General features: G+C 56.4%; 16 protein-coding genes and 1 pseudogene. 7 read left to right on the top strand and 10 right to left on the bottom strand.

Features of this window, described 5'->3' with window-relative positions; all coding sequences use genetic code 11:
* Positions 1–30 precede the first annotated feature (30 nt).
* The 4 genes and pseudogenes from GS614_RS11250 to GS614_RS11265 form a co-directional block, all read right to left on the bottom strand.
* Entirely contained in the window at positions 31–1,101 is a 1,071-nt protein-coding gene (locus tag GS614_RS11250; protein ID WP_171726305.1) for a DUF2793 domain-containing protein, read from the bottom strand.
* 170 nt (positions 1,102–1,271) lie between these two features.
* Positions 1,272–2,687 (bottom strand): annotated as a pseudogene (locus GS614_RS11255) (mannose-1-phosphate guanylyltransferase/mannose-6-phosphate isomerase).
* 63 nt (positions 2,688–2,750) lie between these two features.
* On the bottom strand, positions 2,751–3,644 hold the full coding sequence (locus GS614_RS11260) for a UTP--glucose-1-phosphate uridylyltransferase (protein ID WP_171726306.1): 894 nt from the start codon (positions 3,642–3,644) through the stop codon (positions 2,751–2,753).
* Positions 3,645–4,305: 661 nt separating this feature from the next.
* Entirely contained in the window at positions 4,306–5,547 is a 1,242-nt protein-coding gene (locus GS614_RS11265; RefSeq protein WP_171726307.1) for a lytic murein transglycosylase, read from the bottom strand.
* Between the two features lie 178 nt (positions 5,548–5,725).
* Here GS614_RS11265 and GS614_RS11270 point away from each other — a divergent pair, with 178 nt between their 5' ends.
* From GS614_RS11270 to GS614_RS11295, 6 genes are read left to right on the top strand one after another with little or no spacing between them, the layout of a single operon-like run.
* On the top strand, positions 5,726–6,685 hold the full coding sequence (locus tag GS614_RS11270) for a cytochrome ubiquinol oxidase subunit II (RefSeq protein ID WP_253285340.1): 960 nt from the start codon (positions 5,726–5,728) through the stop codon (positions 6,683–6,685).
* Complete coding sequence (locus GS614_RS11275) at positions 6,682–8,772, top strand: cbb3-type cytochrome c oxidase subunit I (protein WP_171726308.1); 2,091 nt, start codon at positions 6,682–6,684, stop codon at positions 8,770–8,772. Before GS614_RS11270 ends, GS614_RS11275 begins: the two co-directional genes overlap by 4 nt.
* Positions 8,769–9,401, top strand: coding sequence for a cytochrome c oxidase subunit 3 (locus GS614_RS11280; RefSeq protein ID WP_171118007.1), 633 nt, complete (start codon positions 8,769–8,771; stop codon positions 9,399–9,401). Before GS614_RS11275 ends, GS614_RS11280 begins: the two co-directional genes overlap by 4 nt.
* Positions 9,394–9,720, top strand: coding sequence for a cytochrome o ubiquinol/quinol oxidase subunit IV (locus GS614_RS11285; protein ID WP_224856200.1), 327 nt, complete (start codon positions 9,394–9,396; stop codon positions 9,718–9,720). Before GS614_RS11280 ends, GS614_RS11285 begins: the two co-directional genes overlap by 8 nt.
* 34 nt (positions 9,721–9,754) lie before the next feature.
* Entirely contained in the window at positions 9,755–10,738 is a 984-nt protein-coding gene (locus GS614_RS11290; protein ID WP_171726309.1) for an HlyD family secretion protein, read from the top strand.
* Positions 10,735–12,258 carry a DHA2 family efflux MFS transporter permease subunit gene (locus tag GS614_RS11295; RefSeq protein WP_171726310.1) on the top strand — a complete coding sequence of 508 codons (1,524 nt, stop codon included), beginning with the start codon at positions 10,735–10,737 and terminating at the stop codon, positions 12,256–12,258. The genes GS614_RS11290 and GS614_RS11295 overlap by 4 nt, the downstream gene beginning before the upstream one ends.
* Here the strand turns inward: GS614_RS11295 and GS614_RS11300 are convergent.
* Complete coding sequence (locus tag GS614_RS11300; RefSeq protein ID WP_171726311.1) at positions 12,255–12,617, bottom strand: CrcB family protein; 363 nt, start codon at positions 12,615–12,617, stop codon at positions 12,255–12,257. The two genes, GS614_RS11295 and GS614_RS11300, sit on opposite strands and share 4 nt — an antisense overlap.
* Positions 12,614–12,982, bottom strand: a complete 369-nt coding sequence (locus tag GS614_RS11305; protein ID WP_152460497.1) for a CrcB family protein — start codon at positions 12,980–12,982, stop codon at positions 12,614–12,616. Before GS614_RS11305 ends, GS614_RS11300 begins: the two co-directional genes overlap by 4 nt.
* 248 nt (positions 12,983–13,230) lie before the next feature.
* On the opposite strand from GS614_RS11305, the gene GS614_RS11310 reads away from it, so the two are divergent.
* Positions 13,231–14,811, top strand: a complete 1,581-nt coding sequence (locus GS614_RS11310; RefSeq protein ID WP_171726312.1) for an FMN-binding glutamate synthase family protein — start codon at positions 13,231–13,233, stop codon at positions 14,809–14,811.
* A gap of 86 nt (positions 14,812–14,897) precedes the next feature.
* Here the strand turns inward: GS614_RS11310 and GS614_RS11315 are convergent, their stop codons facing one another.
* Genes GS614_RS11315 through GS614_RS11330 form a run of 4 tightly spaced genes read right to left on the bottom strand, consistent with a single transcriptional unit; the run spans position 14,898 to position 18,814 of the window.
* The gene (locus tag GS614_RS11315; RefSeq protein WP_171117998.1) at positions 14,898–15,554 is read right to left on the bottom strand and encodes an ABC-type transport auxiliary lipoprotein family protein; all 657 of its coding nucleotides are present in this window, start codon (positions 15,552–15,554) and stop codon (positions 14,898–14,900) included.
* Positions 15,551–16,867 carry an MlaD family protein gene (locus GS614_RS11320; protein WP_171726313.1) on the bottom strand — a complete coding sequence of 439 codons (1,317 nt, stop codon included), beginning with the start codon at positions 16,865–16,867 and terminating at the stop codon, positions 15,551–15,553. The genes GS614_RS11315 and GS614_RS11320 overlap by 4 nt, the downstream gene beginning before the upstream one ends.
* A gap of 5 nt (positions 16,868–16,872) precedes the next feature.
* Positions 16,873–17,688: an ABC transporter ATP-binding protein gene (locus GS614_RS11325; RefSeq protein WP_171726314.1), complete on the bottom strand. Its 816-nt coding sequence runs from the start codon at positions 17,686–17,688 to the stop codon at positions 16,873–16,875.
* Position 17,689: 1 nt separating this feature from the next.
* A complete protein-coding gene (locus GS614_RS11330) occupies positions 17,690–18,814 on the bottom strand; it encodes an MlaE family lipid ABC transporter permease subunit (RefSeq protein WP_171331473.1) in 1,125 nt (374 codons plus the stop codon).
* Positions 18,815–18,988 lie beyond the last annotated feature (174 nt).

Raw genomic sequence — 18,988 nt, forward strand, 5'->3', positions numbered from 1 at the left:
CCTGATCCGGTATCCAGGCGGCCCTGCCTGTCAGAACCAGCGACCAATGGCTGTGACGGATGGCGCCAAGGCTGCCGCATCCGAGATCACCGAGAAGACAATGAATGTCGATTGGGAAGACGAAGGTGTATCAAACCCGGTAAAACGGGTTGCAACGCCTCCGGTACCGTTCAGGTTCGGGGGCGTCGAAAAGTCAGCCGGAAAATCCCAGGTTATTGGGCCGCTTTTGAAAAGAGCACCCTCAGCAGTCGTGCAGGCCAAGGGCGCAAGCATGGCCGTACAGATCTGAGTGCCGTCGGCAAACCGCACATAATCTCCGTTGGCGTTGCTGCCGCGCTCAATGACAGCGCCGGTCGGAACACCCGCGTTTTCCGTCACTGTTCCAAGAAGGTTTCCAGGGCCGTATCCATAGTCGGCGCGCATCAGTCGGCCCGAAGTCGTGTCGCTGGCGTTGGCCTGAACAGCTGCCCCCGAAACAGTTCCGGCTACAGGATCAAAGGTCATCGCTTCAGTCCAGTTGCCGCCGTCAGGAGACACTTTTATGGAAAATCCGGTTGTGCCAGACAGTCCCATTTCCGCGTGACCTGTCCAGTTCGATTGGAACAACAGCGACGCGGTATCATCTGCGCTGGCTTTGTTGATCTTCAGCTGATGCCCGCCGCCTTCGTGGCTCAGCAAGGTCGCCGGGCTGCGAACGGACAAACGGTTCGTACTGTCTGAATTGGTCGCAACCCCGACTCCGTCCAGGTTCTGAGTGCTGACAGGCAGGGGGGCCCAGGCTGTTCCTGTCCAGTATTTCAGATCTCCGGCCGCTTCATCCCAGGCGCGCCAGCCAATGTCGGGGGTCACGAAATGCCAGGCGTTGTCCAGCCAGGCGGCAAGTTCACCGGCATGTCCTGTCCAGTCCCCGGTCGGGTTGGCTCCAAGGGCATGAACTTCGCCTTGCTCGGGGACAACAGGAGGTGTCGCGGATTCTGTTGACCGTACCGAGAGTTGCACGACCAGATCGAGCTGTCTCAGGGCTTCGTTGTGGGTAACGTGTTTTTGCGCTTGTGCCGGTTGCAGCAAGGGCAGGTTCAATCGGGGGGATGTTTGTGACACGGGGGGTCCTCCTGTGGTGTCGGTCCGAAGCTTCGGTTGCGCGCTACCCTGCCGCAAAGCGCGTCAATCCTGTCTGACCGGGCCGACCGCCCAGGGAAGATTTTGGTAAGATTCTGATGTCTGCGGGGAACCCGCCGATGGGTGTTTCCGTGCAGAGCAATGCCCGAGAATCAATCGCGGGCGTAAATGTCGTCGTATCGGATGATGTCGTCTTCACCCAGATAGGTGCCAGTCTGAACTTCGATCAAAACCATGGGAACTTTCCCGGGGTTTTCCATTCGGTGTGTCGCTCCCAGTGGGATATAGACGGATTGGTTTTCGGTTACCAAACGCTCCTGATCATCGATGGTGACCTTGGCCGTGCCTTCAACCACGATCCAATGCTCGGAACGATGATGGTGAGATTGCAGGCTGAGCGACGCGCCAGGATGAACATGGATGCGTTTGACCTGAATCCTATCTCCGATCACAAGGCTTTCGAACCAGCCCCACGGACGATGATCCACCGGCAGGGATTCTGCCTGCTTCGCCCCCTTGGCCTTCAGCGCTGCAACGGCCTGTTTCACGTCCTGGGCCTTGTCCATGCTCGCGACCAAAACCGCATCGGGCATCGCAACGGCGATTACGTTTTCAAGACCCATTGCCACGACTTCCTGCGCCGGCGACTCGGACCGTATCAGTGCATTGCGGCAGTCGATTGCCGTTACTTCTCCGTTGGTCGCCACACCGTCTTCATCGGGGTTCGACAGCTCTTGAACCGCGGTCCAGCTTCCGACATCGGACCAGCCAGCGGAATAAGGCACCACGCTCAGGTTCAGGGCCTTTTCCATCACTGCGTAGTCTATTGAAATGTCTTCCACACCCGCCCATGCCGCTGGGTCCAGTCGAAGAAATCCCAAATCCGTTTTTGCCTCGGCAACGGCCTTTTGAACCAGCGGGATCAGTTCGCTCTCGTGCTGTTCAAAGGCTGCCAGGATATCGCGAACTGCAAACAGGAAGATCCCCGAGTTCCAAAGATAGCTGCCATCCGACAGCATCGCCTCGGCCGTTTTGCGGTCAGGTTTTTCCACAAAAAGATCCAATGGGACAGCCTCATGGGTCGTATCCGGCGGATGGCGGAGTTTGAGATAGCCGTATCCGGTTTCCGGGTGCGTCGGAGTGATGCCGAAAGTTACCAGATCGCGCCGTTCACTTATTGCCCGTACGCCTTCGGCAACGGCTTGATGAAAGGCGTCCATGTCCGGAACCACGTGATCAGACGGCGCCACCAGCATGATGCCATCGGAATCTCGCGCCGCCAGATACAAGGCTGCGGCAAGAACAGCGGGGGCGGTGTTTCGACCTTCGGGCTCGATCAGAATTGGCCCGGGGTCAATTCCGACGGCCATCAATTGTTCCGGGACAATAAAGCGAAAAGCCTCGTTGGTCAGAACAAGTGGCTTTGCTTACGGTGCCTGAGAAGGACCGAGCATCCGTTCCGCGCAATTCTGCAACAGGCTTGTTTCGCCGACCAGAGGAACGAATTGCTTGGGATAGCTTTTGCGTGACAGGGGCCACAAACGTGTTCCCGAGCCTCCGCAAAGAATGACGGGTTAGACTGTACTGGTCACGCACGTGCCTTGTTTTTAGTCAAGTAAAACAATCTGTGACTACTGAGCAGCTTTCCCCGTGGCGACAATGTCATTCAGATATTGGCTCAGATCATCGCGCAGGTCTTCGCGGGCAAGAGCAAAAGCAACGGTGGCTTGCAAAAAGCCTGATTTTGAACCGCAATCAAAACGCTGACCATCGAATTTATAACCGTAGGCCGGCACTCCGGCGGCAATGTCCTGGGCGATGGCGTCGGTCAGCTGGATTTCGCCGCCGCTTCCGGTTTTTTTTGCGTTGAGGTTGTTCAAAACGGACGGCCGAAGCACATACCGGCCGATGACCGCCAGATTGGATGGTGCCTCTGATGGGTCAGGCTTTTCAACCATGCCTCTGGTGGGGACGACAGACCCGATATTGTCGCCAACATCGAGCATGCCGTAAGAGCTTGTCTTTTCCCTCGGAACTTCCATCGCTGCGACCATATTGCCACCGGTTTCTTCGTAGGCCTCGATCATCTGTTGCAGACAGGGTTTGTCGGCGGCGATGACATCGTCAGGCAGCATGACGGCAAATGGTTCGTCGCCGATCAGCCGCCGGGCGCACCAGACCGCGTGTCCCAGCCCCAGAGCTTTGTGCTGGCGGATATAAGCGATCGCGCCGCTTTCCATATTCGTTTTGTTCAGCACGTCCAGAAGCTTGTTTTTGCCTTTGGCTCTCAACTCCTGCTCCAGCACCAGGTTGTGATCGAAATAATCTTCCAGCGCGGATTTCCCGCGCGACGTTACAAAAATGAACTCCTTGATCCCGGCTGCACGGGCCTCGTCAATTGCATATTGCACCAGCGGACGATCCACCAGCGTCATGATTTCTTTCGGAACGGATTTGGTTGCTGGCAAAAAACGCGTTCCCATGCCCGCTACTGGAAAAACCGCTTTGGTAACTTTGCGTGTCATGGTGCCTCTCAATTATCAAGTTTTGCCAGCAGTGCAGGAAATGTCCGGAATGTCCTCATAGGCTGCAATACCCTGTCAATCAATGATGCCTGATGGATCAGGCTGCTATCAGTCAAATCGTGCCACCTTGCCAAGGAGGAGTCAAAAGCCCGGTCTGATGCGGTATCAATATAATCTTTATGTACGACGCGCTTGGATCATTGGCTGACTGCACAGTGTAGAGCGGGACACATCACCACCGGTCCATCAAGAAAAAATTCGTAGGCTTGTTCTTCGCGACGTGTCTTGCAGATCATGGCGTTCCACGAACCGACCCGACCGGGTTGCCGCGCCGCGTATCATGTTATTTTTGCGTGGTTTTCCCATGCGGAAAACCGCAACCCGCCCAAAGTCGCCCACAACCCTCTTTTCGGAAGCAAACTGCCTGTAGGACAAGCCTCGTCAAAGGGTGCAGACGGACAGAGTATCTTCCTTGGCAAAAGGGCGGCTGACCGCCTTGTTCAACGCATCCGAGTTTTTGATTTGCCCTTTCAAATTCTGTTCTCGAATGGGCAACAATTGTCACGCGGTTCCATAGATAGGTTCTGGGAACGCCTGATTGTTGCACATTGGATCGATGAGCAGGCCGGATGTCAGAGTCGGCTGGACACCTTGGTTTGCCTCACGGGGCCAGGCTTGTTTTCATCAGCGCATCCGGAAAGCAGGTCTGTTCGATGCCCACGGTCTCTTGCCATCGACCTATCGAACGACGCGTTTTGAACCCCGGCAGTCCATCGACTCCTCCGACATCATGTCCTTTTTGTTCCAACGCCTGCTGCATCTTGGCAATATCGGATCTGTACAGCCCGCCGACCTTTCCCCAAGCGCCATTGAAATCGCCAATTCCGTATTGAATACGGTCGCCAACATGGCCGACAAACAAGGCATACAGGTCGCTTTTGTTGTATTCCTTTAGAACGTAGAAGTTTGGCGTAACCAGAAAAGCCGGACCATGTCGTCCTGCGGGCATCATCAAATACCCGTCACCACGCAGCTCATGGGCCGGAAAGGGGTTGCCCGAGACGCGACGTACCCCCATCTCAACCCAGTCCTGAATAGGTCGCCCCTGATCAGGGCCTTCCAAAGCGCAAGAGACATTTTGGGGTACGAAAACCTCGAATCCCCAGTCCCGTGCGGTGACCCAACCGTGCTTCATGAGGTAGTTTCCGATTGAAGCAATCGTATCTTCGGGTGACCCCCAAATATCAGCCGCCCCGTCGCCGTTGCCGTCGACAGCATAAGACAAGTAGTTGGACGGCATGAACTGAGGCTGACCCAAAGCGCCAGCCCAACTGCTTTTCATTTGCCGGGCGGGCTGGTGCCCTGCCTCTGCGATTTGCAGGGCGGCAACAAATTCGGTTGTGAAATAGTCTGCACGGGTGCTCATGAAGGCCTTGGTCGACAGTACCCTGAAAGCATCATGCCGGATCGGAACCTGTCCGTATCCGCTCTCTCTTCCCCAGATCGCCAGAATAATGCGGGCAGGAACGCCGGTTTCGTCTTCGACCGCCGCCAGAGTTGCGGCATGGCGCCGTGCCATTCTACGTCCTGCCGATGTTGCGCCTTGCACCGACCCCGGATTGAAATAGCGACCGGGTGAGCCAAACTCGGCCTGTTTCTGAACCTTGGGAGTTATGCGCGTGCTTCCCGGTGGCACCAGATCCGGCAATTTCCAGTCAAGGGTCACGTCGGAGAGGGCTGCTTGCATCGTCTCGCGTGTCACACCTTTGGCCTTTGCCCGGGGCCAAACGGTTTCCTGCAACCACGACTGAAACTGGCGTTCGATCGCCGCACGATCCTGCGCCAATGAGGGCTGAAAGAGCAGGATCAACCCGAAAGAGAATACCAGAATACGCATCTTCATTTTGTCTGTCCCGGTTGGGATTGCAAGTCAACGGTAAGATACCGCGCATCCTTGGTTCTATATACCCGAAGTTGAATTGGGTTAGACTTGGGCAATTTGTGGTTTGAAAAACTCTTGAGAAAATTCACGCACTTGTCGATAGTCGAATAAAATTTGTTTGAGGAAAGGGCAGTCAGTCATGGCACATGTAAAAACGCCCAATCCAGTCCCTCGGCTCGCGATGGCGTTGATCCTGTTTGTGTCGATGCCGCAAATGGTTGCCGCCAGCGACAGTTTTATGGATCCGCAAGGACCCATTGCCGCCATCCAGAAAACGCATCTGCTGCGGGCGACCGCTTTGATCATGGTGGCTGTTATCCCTGTGCTGATACTGGTGCCGTTGATCGCGTTTCGTTATCGCCGCCGAAGGAACAGCCACGCAGCTTACCGACCGGATTGGGATTTTTCCGCGAAACTGGAATTCCTCATGTGGGGTGTGCCCGTTGTGATTGTGGCGCTCCTGTCGTTCTACCTTTGGAAGGCCACCCATCGGCTTGATCCGTACGCGTCGGCGTTTGGTGAAGATCCGGCCTTGCGCGTGCAGGTTGTCGGGCTGGATTGGAAGTGGCTGTTCATCTATCCCGATCTTGGTATCGCCAGTGTGGGCGAGTTCGGCATTCCCACCAAAAGGCAAGTGGCCATGACTCTGACCACCGATACCGTCATGCAATCCTTCATGATCCCTGCGCTGGCAGGCCAGATTTACGCGATGCCGGGAATGACCACGCAACTGCATCTGGTCGCGGACGTCCCCGAGGTCATGCAAGGCGAGAACACGCAGTACAACGGGCGGGGTTTTACCAAACAGAAATTTCGTACCGTTGCCATGCACAGTGATGAATTTGAAAGCTGGGCCCAGAAAGTCCGCGAAAATGGTATCCGACTGGACCCGGAAACGTATCAGATGCTCGCGATGCGGACAGACAGGGATGAGGTGCAGGCGGCGCTGGGCACCGACAAGATGCCAAAGGACGCGCTGTACTTCACGATGGAACAAGATTTGTTTCAAACGATCCTGCACCGCTATCACAGCGGCAAAGCACTGCCGGTGGATCAACAGCCGGGAACGGCATCCTTCGGGCAGGAGGTGCAGCAATGACGCCGTCCTATTCAGGATTCCTCGGCCGCCTCAACTGGGATGCGCTTCCGATCACAGGGTTGATCCAGAACCCGAACGCGAATGAGATCGTTGCCAACGCCGCGGCCGCAATCGTCTTGGTTGGCGTTGTCGTCGTGGTCAGCCTGCTCAGCTGGTTTCGGTTGTGGACGCCCCTCTGGCGCGATTGGCTGACCAGTGTTGATCACAAGAAGATAGGGATCATGTATGTCGTCTTTGCCATCGTCATGCTGGCGCGCGGCGTGTTGGAAGGCGTTGTCATGCGCGCGCAGCAGGCTGCCGGCCCGGGCGACGGATTCCTGGAAGCCGAACATTTCGCCGAGCTGTTCAGTACCCATGGCACGATCATGATTTTCTTTGTCGCGGTGCCCTTTGTCTTTGGCATCGCGAACTATGTCGTCCCGCTGATGATCGGGGCGCGGGATGTGGCGTTCCCACGCTTGAACCAGATCAGTCTGGGCCTGACGGTGTCCTCCGGCATGATGCTTATGGTTTCGCTGGTCGTGGGGCGGTTCTCGACCGGCGGCTGGACGGCGTACCCACCTTATACCGGGGCCGCCTTCAATCCCGGCGTTGGGCCGGACTACTGGATCTGGGCGATCGTTGTTTCGGGCGTCGGCACGACGCTTACCGGTATCAATTTTGCCGTTACGATCTACAAGATGCGCGCGCCGGGCATGACCTTCATGCGGCTGCCGATGTATTGCTGGACCATCATATGCAGTTCGATCCTGATCGTCTTTGCCATGCCGCCGTTGGGCGTCGCGGCGCTTTTGCTGGCTGCGGACCGCTATTTGGACTTCCACTTTTTCACCAATGACCTCGGCGGCAATATGATGAACTACGCCAATCTGTTCTGGCTGTTCGGCCACCCCGAGGTTTACCTGCTGGTTCTGCCCGCTTACGGCATCTACTCCGAAGTTTTTGCGACTTTTTCGGCCAAGAGGCTCTACGGCTACAACTCGCTCGTCATCGCTACGATGTCTATCGCGGTTTTGTCGTTTACCGTCTGGCTGCACCACTTCTTCACCATGGGGCAGAGCGCCCTGATCAACGCTGTTTTTGGTATCGCAACGATGCTGATCGCCATTCCCACCGGTGTAAAAGTCTATGACTGGATGGCGACTTTGTGGCGGGGGCGCATCCGGTTCTCGGTGCCGATGCTGTACGGATTGGCATTTTTGATGTTGTTCGTGATTGGCGGCCTGAGCGGGGTGATCCTGGCCAATCCGACCGTGGATTATCAGGTGCACAATACATTGTTCCTGGTGGCCCACTTCCACAACGTACTGTTGCCGGGTGTGCTGTTTGGGCTGTTGGCCGCCTATAACTACTGGTTTCCAAAGGCTTTCGGCTTTCGCCTGAACGAATTCTGGGGCCGTGTGACCGTCGCCCTCTGGACGATAGGTTTTTTGCTGACCTTCATGCCGCTTTATTTCGTCGGGCTGATGGGGATGCCGCGCCGTTCTTTCAGCTATGGTGACCCATCTTTCCATCCCTTCATGATGGTGGCGATCGTCGGGGCGCTGGTGATTACCTGCGCGTTGCTCTCGGTTCTGATCCAACTTTGGGTCAGCATTCGCGACCGCGAAAAGACCCGCGTTCCCGTTGGAGATCCATGGGATGGGCGGACGTTGGAATGGTCTATCCCGTCGCCGCCGCCGCCGTACAACTTTGCGATCATCCCAACCGTTACGGACCGGGATGATTTTGCGGCAGCAAAGGAAAAGGGGGCAGCCTACCCAACGCCCGACGCCTATGAAGATATCGATTTGCCGCGCAATACAGGCATTGGTTTCGTTCTGTGTGTCATGAGTGGTATCTGGATGTTCGCGCTGGTCTGGTGGATCTGGTGGTTGGCTGCATTGATGACGGTTCTGATGATCCTGGCGGTGATCGTATGGACGTTCGACGACAGTACCGAGCTGACCATACCGGCGGAAGAAGTGCGCAAGGATCACGAAGCCTGGCTCGCACTGGTTCACGGTGAAAAGGCGGTGGATCGCGATTTCGAGACGTCTCCGGAAAATCGCGGCCTCGCCCGCCCTGATCTGGAGGCGGTGACATGAAGCGCGCGCCCACCCACAGCTATCCGGGTATCAACCTGGGGGAACGTCACGCGAGTGCTCACAAGGCGACCGAGGTCGTCACCTTCGGGTTCTGGGTCTTTTTGATGAGCGACCTGGTCTATTTCGGCCTGATGTTTGCGATTTACATCACGATGATCGATGCTCAGGCCGGTGGTCCCGGCCCGCACGAGCTGTTTGATCTCAAAAGCGTCTTTGCGCAGACGCTCATCCTGTTGACAAGCAGCCTGACGGTTGGCCTTGCCATGCTGGCGCTGAAATACAATCTGTCGCGCGCTCGCATTGTCTTGTGGTTTGGCGTCACGCTTTTTCTGGGCATCAGCTTCCTGGTGCTGGAGGTGCGTGATTTCATGGCCATGGCGGAACAAGGTGGCATTCCGCAGCGCAGCGGTTTCTTGTCGGCCTTCTTCGGACTTGTTCCGCTGCATGGTCTGCACGTCGCCGCAGGGTGCCTGTGGCTGATCGTTCTGGGTATTCAGCTGCGCGTGAAAGGGATGACGGACGTCATTATCTCGCGTGTGGTGCGGTTGGCACTGTTCTGGCATTTTCTGGACCTGATCTGGATCGGGATCATCACCATCGTTTATTTCGGAGGTCTGACCTATGGATAAGCGCTCTGAAATGCACCGTCGCGAGCGTCGGCGCTATGTGATCGGATACGGTGGTTCGCTGCTGTTGACTTTTGCGACCTTCGGCGTGGCCCATCTGTTTGGGATCGAAACCCCCGGTGTTTACCTGACAATTGGATTGCTGGGTCTGGCCCAACTTGTTCTGCAACTTGTTTATTTCCTGCACATCGATCGCCGGCGCAGCAGTCGTGAAGACCTGCATCTGGTTCTGTTTTCCACGATGGTTCTGTTGATCATGATTTTTGGAACGGTCTGGGTGCTGGGCAATCTGGCAATACGAATGCACATGCATGTGATGTGATGCTCATGGGTCGTGTGCAGAAAGGGATACGAAAATGAAGCCACTCAAAATCGCAGCCGTGGCTTTGATACTTGCAGCAATTACAGTCGGTCTTGTTCTGTTCTGGAGGCACGAAGAGCGCTACCCGTCCACTCAGGATGCATATCTGGGCGCGAACATCATTTATGTCGCTGCGCAGGTGACAGGGCAGGTGGCCGATGTACATGTGATAGAAAACCAGCCCGTGAAAAACGGCGATCTGCTTTTCACGATCGACGACACTCAATTCAAGGCTTCGGTGGATGCAGCCAAAGCCAATCTGGACAGTGCGATACAACAGGCCAAATCCTATTCCACACAGATTGCGGCGGCAGAGGCTTCGGTGGACAGCGCCCAATCGGCCTACGATACTGCATTGAAGAGTTTTGAACGTGCGAAAGCCCTGTTTGCATCAGGCGATGTCGCACAGGCATCGCTGGATCAGACGGCCTCGGATTTCGCCCAAGCCTCTGCTAGGTTGACGACGAGCCAGTCCAGCCTTTTGGCACTGAAAAGTGGGTTGCAGGCGAAACAGGATGATATCCTGTCTGCGCGTGCACAGCTTGAAATAGCGGAAACCAACCTTGCCTGGACCAAGATCCATGCCGCGGCCGACGGATGGATCGCCAATCTGACCCTTCGCCCCGGATCCTCGGTGTCCGCCAATGCCCCGCAATTTTCGATTGTCGAATCGTCCGATTGGTGGGTGGACGCGAACTTCAAAGAAACCGCATTGACGCGCATTCGTCCGGGGCAGCCAGTCACGATACGTGTCGATATGCTCCCTGGGACGACGCTTACAGGTAAGGTGGCGTCAATCGGGCGAGGGTCCGGGGACACGTTTTCCTTGTTGCCCTCGGAAAACGCGAGCGGGAATTGGGTCAAGGTCACCCGGCGATTTCCGGTTCGGATCGAGCTTGACCCGACCGATGCGCCCTTGCGTGTCGGAGGCAGCAGCAAAGTTGTCGTAGATACAACAGGTCCGGTGGACGGCAAATGACCCCTGCGGCGTCCAGCCATGTGAACATGGTGATCGTGATCGCCGTTGTTCTCAGCGCCATTCTGGAAGTCTTGGACAGTACGATTGTCAATGTGGCGTTGCCGCATATCCAGGCCGCATTCGGGGCGACCACGGATCAGGCGACATGGATTCTGACCAGCTATATCGTTTCCGCGGTGGTCATCATGCCGTTGACAGGGTTCGTCGCCCGACGCGTGGGCCGACGACGGTTGATCCTGACGGCGGTGACTGGTTTTGCCGTCATGTCGATGATGTGCGGTATGTCCTGGAGCCTTGAGGTCATCGTTGCCTTTCGGCTGGCTCAGGGCATGTTCGGCGCTTTCCTGATCCCTTTGTCCCAGTCCATTCTGTTCGATGCCTTCCCGCGGGAAAAGCGCGGACAGGCAATGGCCATCTTCGGTCTGGGCGTCGTGGTGGCGCCGGTTCTGGGGCCAACGGTCGGTGCGATCCTGACCGAATATTTTTCCTGGCGGATGGTCTTCTTTGTCAACGTTCCCGTGGCGGCCCTTGCACTGCTTCTGCTGGCCGGAGAATTGCCGGAAGACAAAACCGAGGAGGTTCAGATCGATTGGAAAGGCCTTGCTCTGCTGGCTCTTGGAATCGGGTGCCTTCAATTCGTCCTGGATCAAGGCGAGACACTGGACTGGATGTCGTCCCGCGTCATCCAGGTGGCCGTGATCGCAGCAATTCTCGGGGCGTTGGGATTCATTTTTCACGCGTTGACCTCTCGCATTTCGGTTGTGGACCTGCGTCTGTTCGCAGATCGAAACTTTGCCCTGTGCAATCTGATCATCGCGGGTTTTGCCGTGTCTCTGTTCGGGGGCATCGCGATTTTGCCGACGCTGGTTCAAAGTCTGCTGGATTTCCCAGTCATCGCGTCGGGTCATCTGTTCATTCCGCGTGGCCTGACCGCAGGGCTGTCCATGGTTCTGACCGGCGCAGTTCTGGTAAACCGCTTTGATCCGCGCCTGCTGGCGGGCATCGGTCTGTTGCTGACGGCGGTCGGGAATTTCATGATGGGGGCCATCAACCTCAATGCCGGTTTTTGGGAGCTCGCTTGGCCGGGGGCCATCAGCGGCCTCGGGATGGGTCTTGTGTTCGTGCCGATGTCGATACTGGCTTTCGAGAGCATCAGTAAAGGCCGGCAGGACGAAGCCTCTGGTCTGTTCAACGTGACAAGGCAATTGGGATCGTCGGTTGGCATCTCGCTGGTCGGCACCTGGGTTGTACGCGGGTTGCAGACCAATACGGCGGTGCTCAGCCAGAATGTGACGCCCTACAACCCCGCAGCGCAGGCGTATCTGAGCCCGCTTGGCATTGCGCCAGACAGCGCTGAAGGTGCTGCCATTCTGGGCCAGGAAATCATGAAGCAGGCCGAGATGATTTCCTATTTGACCGTGTTCAACAATCTGGGTCTGCTTGCCTTGGCCACTATTCCATTGCTTTTCTTTTGTCGCGCTCCGAAGCCCGGGTCACATGTTGCCGCTCATGTGCATTAGCGCGTCAAGGTCAGCCCAAGCCACAGGGCGAACCAGCACAGCGCCAGGCTGATCAGGATATTGCCAGCTGCCAGAACCAGAGTCCGCTCGCGCCGAAGTTCAAGAGATTGATAGACAAAGCTGGAAAACGTGGTGAACCCGCCGCAGAATCCAAAGACCAGCCGTCTTTGATCCTCGGGGATGTCGACAGGGCCGCCCAGATAGCCGATCCAGATCCCCAGCAGCAGGCTGCCCAGTACATTTACGATCAACGTTGAAAAGGGCAAATCGTGCCGCACTTTCAAAGCCAGCCAATGACGCAGGACCGCCCCCAGGCCTCCGCCCAGTCCGAACATCGCATGCAGATAGAGGTCATTCATGACGGTGACCTCTCGGAATGAAAATGGTTGCCCAGCTTCTCTCCGACCAGGGCAGCGCCAATGCCGAAAGCGATTTCCAACCCGACAGCAAGCGGCACGGCCCAAAGATCACTTTCGGCAATACGTTCCAGATCAGCTACGAAAGACGAAAAGGTGGACAACCCACCACAAAATCCGACCGCGCCCAGATGCAGCACATGCGCGTGCACCTTGTGGCGTATTGAATACAGCCACCCCAAGACGAAACAGGCCGCCACGTTGATGCCGAAGGTCGACGTGAGGAAACTGAGGCCGGGGATTTCCAGCGCGAAAACTTCGCGCAACAACGATCCCAGCGCCCCTCCGGCAAAGACGGCGAGAAACATAAGGCTCTTTCGGTCGCGCCGGTGTTGGGAATGCGTCTTTGTCAAGTGAATGCCTGTCGTCTTCTGGTATGCGTGGCATATCCACTGGCGACACCCTGTTCAACTGTTGAGCCAACGTAACGCGTTTTCACGTTTTCGTCTTCGGGCGGATAAATTCCCGCGAAAGCTTGCAATTAAAAATCAATCTGTTTCACGTTGAGTGCTGTTGGAACCCGCAACTGCCGGCGGAAACACGAGGAGACAGGAACATGATTGTACGCAGGATCTACTATTTTCTGAGCTATGTCTGCCTGCCGCTCGTGTTGCTGTTGGGGTTCTTCTGGCCGCCCGTACATTGGCTTTTGGTCATCTTGGTGCCCTACGCGGTCATCGGCCTTTATGATGTTTTGACTACCAAGCACAATGTTCTGAACAACTATCCGGTTCTGGGGCATTTCCGGTACATGCTTGAATTCGTCAGCCCGGAAATTCGACAGTATTTCGTTGAAACCAACGAAAGCGGCCGACCTTACAACCGGATCGTACGCGGGCTGGTCTATTCCCGCGCCAAGGGCCAGATGGATACGCAGGCCTTCGGAACGCAATACGACATAAACGAGGTTGGATATCACCGCGCAAATCATTCGCTTGCGCCCAAACATGTGGACAAAAGCGAAGATCGCGTCATGTTGGGCGGGCCACAATGCACGAAGCCGTACAGCGCCTCGCGTCTCAATGTTTCTGCCATGAGCTTCGGCGCGCTGAGCGCCAACGCCATCCGCGCGCTGAACGGCGGGGCAAAGGACGGAGGCTTTGCCCACAATACCGGTGAAGGCGGGTTGTCTCCTCACCACCTGGCCGAAGGCGGCGACATCATCTGGCAGATTGGGACGGGCTATTTTGGATGTCGAACGCCGGAAGGCGGGTTTGACAAGGACAAGTTTGCCGAAAGGGCCACAAAGGATGTGGTCAAGGCAATCGAAATCAAATTGTCCCAAGGTGCCAAACCTGCGCATGGGGGCGTTCTTCCCGCTGCCAAGGTCGATGCCGAAATTGCCGAAATCCGCGGGGTGCCCGAGCATCAGGATGTGATTTCCCCCCCAACTCACAGTGCCTTTGAAGGGCCTTCGGGGTTGATGCATTTTGTTCAGCATCTGCGCGAAATGTCCGGCGGCAAACCTGTCGGCTTCAAATTGTGTATTGGCAACCCGTCCGAGTTCATGTCGATCTGCAAGGCCATGCTCGAGACAGGAATTTTGCCGGACTTCATCACCATTGACGGATCAGAAGGGGGTACCGGCGCGGCCCCGGTCGAGTTCACCAACCGTCTGGGCATGCCCCTGAACGAGGCGCTTATTTTTGTAAACAATTGCCTGCGTGGCGTAGGGCTGCGCGACAAGATCCGGATCATTTGTGCGGGCAAAGTGGCGACCGGATACGACATGGTCGAGAAATTCGCGCTTGGTGCGGATATGTGCAATGCGGCGCGGGCGATGATGTTTGCGGTGGGCTGCATTCAGGCCTTGCATTGCAACACTAACCGTTGCCCGTCCGGGGTCGCCACCCAGGATCCAGTTCGCGGGCGCGCGGTGAACATCCCGCAAAAGCGGCGGCGCGTTCACCGGTATCACGACGCAACACTGGAAAGTTTCCGCGAACTCTTGGGTGCGATGGGAAAGGAAAAAGTGTCCGAGCTGCATCCACGCGACATTTTGCGGCGCACGGCGGACGAGCATGAGCGCACCTATGGCGAGCTTTACACCTATCTGGAGGATGGTGCGTTGCTGGCAGATGTGGTTCCCGAGGAATTCGCGGCGGATTGGGAACGCGCTTCGGCATCTCGTTTCTGAGACCCGATCCGTTACTAGCAACCGTTCACCCAGAACAGGCGTGGGCGAACTGCGCCCGCGCTCACCGTATTGACATGTGGCTTAACTCAACTGGGGTTCGATCTGGGATTGTTGGCCACATGCGTGTTGATCCTGCGAATGCTCCATTCAACGGAATCCCGCATCGCGCGCCCCAAGGCCAAATCAAACGCTTTGATCAAATCTGATGTCTGGTCGCTTGCGGCAACGACATTTTCCTGAAACGAATTCGAAGCGATGATCTTGTCGTCGTATTCATCGATGACCTTGATGTTCATCCGCACTTCGATACGGATTTTGTCTCCGTTCTCGGGATCCGCGACAACGATGCCCTGAAACTCGCGCAGGTCCGGTGCGATCACGTAATCAGCGCGCAGACCAACCGTTGAACGGCCGACGGCAGCGACTTTGCCAGAGTTCTCAAAGCTTTCGATCAACAGCGTCTGAACGATCAGGGGTGCGCGATCCACCCATCGCGCCCGTGGCAAATACTGAACCTGAAACGGGGTGGGCTGAATGGCGATCTGATCCGTGTTCACCGCGGCGGTTGCCGTTGGTTCTTCAACAACGATCTGTTTCTGTATTCGCGGCAGCGCTGACGAAAACGTGCTTTTGGGTGTCAACAGATACAGATCGTTGGGTTTCGCGGCTTGTTTCAAAGTGCCCAACCCGGCACATCCACCGACCAATGCAAACGTCAGAATTGCAAGTGCAGGCTTGATCATTGACGGAACTCCGATGCTTGGGTGCCCAGCAGAAACCGCGCAGGATCACGTTCGACCTTGTCCACCAGACGGTCGAGGCTGATTACCAGGCGTTGGGATTCTTCGACGAAGCGGATAAATTGCGGCAGACCCACGCGCAGGAAGTCTGACACCTGCCGGCGGTTGGTCTGAACGATGCCGTCAATTGTCCCCAGCAGCTCTGAGGCAGAGTTCGAAGCGCTCAGGACATCGTCTGAAATCTGATCGATCTTACCGGTGATGTTCGAGACTGTTTCGGTGACCTGGTTGGCCGCCTTCCGGATATCTTCCGCAACGGGCGCCACGTCTTCTTCCATGACGCGGTTGGCTGATTCAAAGGCCGTTTCCGCCGAAGACAGCGCACCTTTGGCCGTGTCCATTGCAGATGTGATCGAACCAAGTGTCGTGTTGGCGTTCAACACGGTCTCGTTCACGATCCCCAAAGTGACGCTGCCTTCATCCGACAAGAGGGTCAACCGTTCGGCCAGTTGCGACCCGCGTTCGATGAAAGGTCGAACGTCCTGCTGCAAGATGCGGTCTGCCGTTTCGATCGTCGTTTTCACTTCGTCCAGCGCAGCCCTGGCTGACTCGGACGCGGACTTGACCGAATTGAGCGTGTCCGTGCCGGTCTTGAGGGTCGTATCCGCCGTTTCGATCAAAGGGTCCAGACGTTTTGAAAATTCACCAATATCCTTGGCTGCACTGCCAATGTCGCTGGCCACGGATTCAAAGCTTGTCAATGTTTTGTCCAGCCGGCCGGTCGCAGAGGCAAGGTTGTCCAGAATGCTGCTCACGGCTTGCCGGTTCTTGTCGTCGACGACCTTGTTCAGGCTTTCCAGAAGTGTAACGGCCTCGTCCAGCACTTTTGGTGCGCCTTCAAACAATGACTGGATGGTGCTGCGCTTGCTTTTGATCACGCTGTCTTGCGGCAGCCTTTTGACAGTCGGTGACCCGCCGGTAAGTTCAACGTAACCGACGCCGGTAACACCCAGCGATTGAAGCTGGGCGATCGTTTCTTCGGTGATCGGAATATCTGCATCCACTTCTATTCGCACGCGAACCTTGGAGGGATCGTCCTCGTCCAGGTTCAGAGAGATCACCTGCCCAACAGGAAGGCCGTTGAAATTCACCCCGCCCGCCGCCGAAAGCCCCGAGACATTATCGAACAATACATCGTAATAAGCGTATTGGCGGGTCACTTCGAATTTCGCCAACCACAGGAAAAAGCCGAATACGCCCAACAGCCCCGCAAGGGTGAACGCGCCGATCAGGATGTAATTTGCTCTGGTTTCCATCGCCTTTACCTGTCCTGACCCTTCTGTTGCGCCGCGCGGGCGCGGGGGCCTGTGAAGTATTCCTGTACCCAAGGATGATCCACTTTGGTCATATCCTCAATCGGACCTTCAACCAGCACGCGTTTTTCTGCAAGCACTGCAATTCGGTCACAGATGGCGTAAAGGCTGTCCAGATCATGGGTGACCATGAAAACAGTCAACCCGAGGGCCTGCTGCAATTCGCCGATCAGTTCATCATATGCAGCCGCGCCAATCGGGTCCAATCCTGCGGTCGGCTCATCCAGAAAAACAATTTCGGGATCAAGCGCCAATGCCCGTGCCAGCGCGGCGCGCTTTCGCATGCCGCCTGACAGTTCCGATGGAAACTTGCCGCAACTCAGCTGGGGCAGACCCACAAGGCTGATCTTCAACGCACCCAGCGATTCCATCAGTTTTTCACTGATGCCCGTATGTTCTCGAAGTGGGGCCATCACGTTTTGCAATACGGTCAGCGATGAAAACAGCGCGCCGTCCTGAAAGGCCACGCCCCAGTGGCGTTCGATCCTGCGGCGATCTTCTTCAGGGCCGTTTAAGACATCCACGCCCAGCACTTCGATCCTGCCGGCGGCTGGTTTGTTCAGACCCACAATCGTACGAAGCAAAACGGATTTTCCGGTTCCGGACCCGCCAACGATGCCCAGAACCTCGCCACGCCAGACATCAAGGTTCAGATCGTCATGAACCACCTGCGTTCCGAATTGGTTCCTGAGACCGCGAACGCGGATCACGGCGTCACGCTGCGATGCGATCTGTTCCGTTTCGTGTTGCGTGCCGTCGTTCATGTCAGATTCCGATTTCGGAAAAGAAAATCGAAAACAATGCGTCGATTGCAATCACCATGAAAATGGATTGCACAACCGATGCGGTTGTACGCTGCCCCACACTCTGGGCCGACCCTTTGACCTGCAAGGCCTGCCAGCATGCGATGACCCCGATGACCAGCGCAAAGAACGGTGCCTTGATCAACCCAACCGCAAGTTGCCAGACGTCGGTGTTTTCCTTCAAACGGGTGACAAACATGCCCGGGCTTACGCCCAGATCGATCCAGCTCATCAGTGCGCCGCCGAACAGGCCGGCCATATCTGCGACAAAACCAAGAATGGGCAGCATGATCAGCAACGCCAAAACACGTGGAATGACAAGAACCTCGATCGGGTCAAGGCCCAGCGTCCGCATGGCGTCGATCTCTTCCTGTACTTTCATCGAACCGATCGAGGCCGTGAATGCCGAACCCGAGCGGCCGGCAACAATAATCGCGGTCAGCAAAATTCCCAGCTCTCGCAGAATCGAGATCGAAATCAGTTCGACCACAAAGATCTCGGCCCCGAACTGTTTCAATTGTGTCGCACCCTGAAAGGCCAGCACGACACCGATCAGAAAACCCATCAGGGCCACGATGGGAAGGGCTTTGACCCCGGTTTCCTCCATATGTGTGACAAGGGCCGCTTTGCGCAGGCGCCACGGCATGACCAGGGTCCGAAACAAGCGGTGCAGGGTAAGGCCCAGAAATTCGAGGATCGACAGGGTATCCTTCCAGGCCCCGAATGTGCCCTGACCCACATGAGCGACCCAGTCCAGAAAACCGCGAGGCTCCTCAAGCTTGCCGGGTTTGTCCGGGATGCTGCGTGTCACCGTGTCTATCAGTGTCGCATGTGCGGGTTTCACGCCTTGAAACTCCAGCGTGGCACCGATTGACGTGAACCTCCGGCCTAGGTCCGCAACCAGCCAGGCTCCGCCCGTATCCAGTGCTTCGATACCGGACAGGTCAAAAACGACCTTGCCCCCGCAAGGTTGGACCGCAGCAAAATCACGCTCCACGGTTTGCAGGGATTGTGTGAGCAACTCACCAGAAATGCGCACTTGATTGCCGCTGGCGTCGCGCTCTGATGTGATCGTTGGCTGCGTCATGGTGCCATGTGAAGTAAAACATTCAATGCCTGCAATGACTTTGTGCCCTTTGACCCGGTTTTTGCCGCAAAGGATGGCCTTGGCGTCACGCCGTACCATGAGCAGGAGCAAGCATAACTGGAGACTTGGGAGTTACTTTTCGCGGCTCAAGTCAGGCAGGAAAAGAAAACGCAG

The organism is Ruegeria sp. HKCCD6604 (genome assembly GCF_013110635.1).
Classification (GTDB): Bacteria; Pseudomonadota; Alphaproteobacteria; order Rhodobacterales; family Rhodobacteraceae; genus Ruegeria.

Excerpts from the sequence above, each read along its gene's own strand:
- GS614_RS11300 (WP_171726311.1), bottom strand. The coding sequence starts at position 12,617 with ATGAATGACCTCTATCTGCATGCGATGTTCGGACTGGGCGGAGGCCTG.
- GS614_RS11305 (WP_152460497.1), bottom strand. The coding sequence starts at position 12,982 with ATGTTTCTCGCCGTCTTTGCCGGAGGGGCGCTGGGATCGTTGTTGCGC.
- GS614_RS11275 (WP_171726308.1), top strand. The coding sequence starts at position 6,682 with ATGACGCCGTCCTATTCAGGATTCCTCGGCCGCCTCAACTGGGATGCG.
- GS614_RS11295 (WP_171726310.1), top strand. The coding sequence starts at position 10,735 with ATGACCCCTGCGGCGTCCAGCCATGTGAACATGGTGATCGTGATCGCC.
- GS614_RS11310 (WP_171726312.1), top strand. The coding sequence starts at position 13,231 with ATGATTGTACGCAGGATCTACTATTTTCTGAGCTATGTCTGCCTGCCG.
- GS614_RS11285 (WP_224856200.1), top strand. The coding sequence starts at position 9,394 with ATGGATAAGCGCTCTGAAATGCACCGTCGCGAGCGTCGGCGCTATGTG.
- GS614_RS11290 (WP_171726309.1), top strand. The coding sequence starts at position 9,755 with ATGAAGCCACTCAAAATCGCAGCCGTGGCTTTGATACTTGCAGCAATT.
- GS614_RS11330 (WP_171331473.1), bottom strand. The coding sequence starts at position 18,814 with ATGACGCAGCCAACGATCACATCAGAGCGCGACGCCAGCGGCAATCAA.
- GS614_RS11280 (WP_171118007.1), top strand. The coding sequence starts at position 8,769 with ATGAAGCGCGCGCCCACCCACAGCTATCCGGGTATCAACCTGGGGGAA.
- GS614_RS11270 (WP_253285340.1), top strand. The coding sequence starts at position 5,726 with ATGGCACATGTAAAAACGCCCAATCCAGTCCCTCGGCTCGCGATGGCG.
- GS614_RS11320 (WP_171726313.1), bottom strand. The coding sequence starts at position 16,867 with ATGGAAACCAGAGCAAATTACATCCTGATCGGCGCGTTCACCCTTGCG.
- GS614_RS11315 (WP_171117998.1), bottom strand. The coding sequence starts at position 15,554 with ATGATCAAGCCTGCACTTGCAATTCTGACGTTTGCATTGGTCGGTGGA.
- GS614_RS11265 (WP_171726307.1), bottom strand. The coding sequence starts at position 5,547 with ATGAAGATGCGTATTCTGGTATTCTCTTTCGGGTTGATCCTGCTCTTT.
- GS614_RS11260 (WP_171726306.1), bottom strand. The coding sequence starts at position 3,644 with ATGACACGCAAAGTTACCAAAGCGGTTTTTCCAGTAGCGGGCATGGGA.
- GS614_RS11325 (WP_171726314.1), bottom strand. The coding sequence starts at position 17,688 with ATGAACGACGGCACGCAACACGAAACGGAACAGATCGCATCGCAGCGT.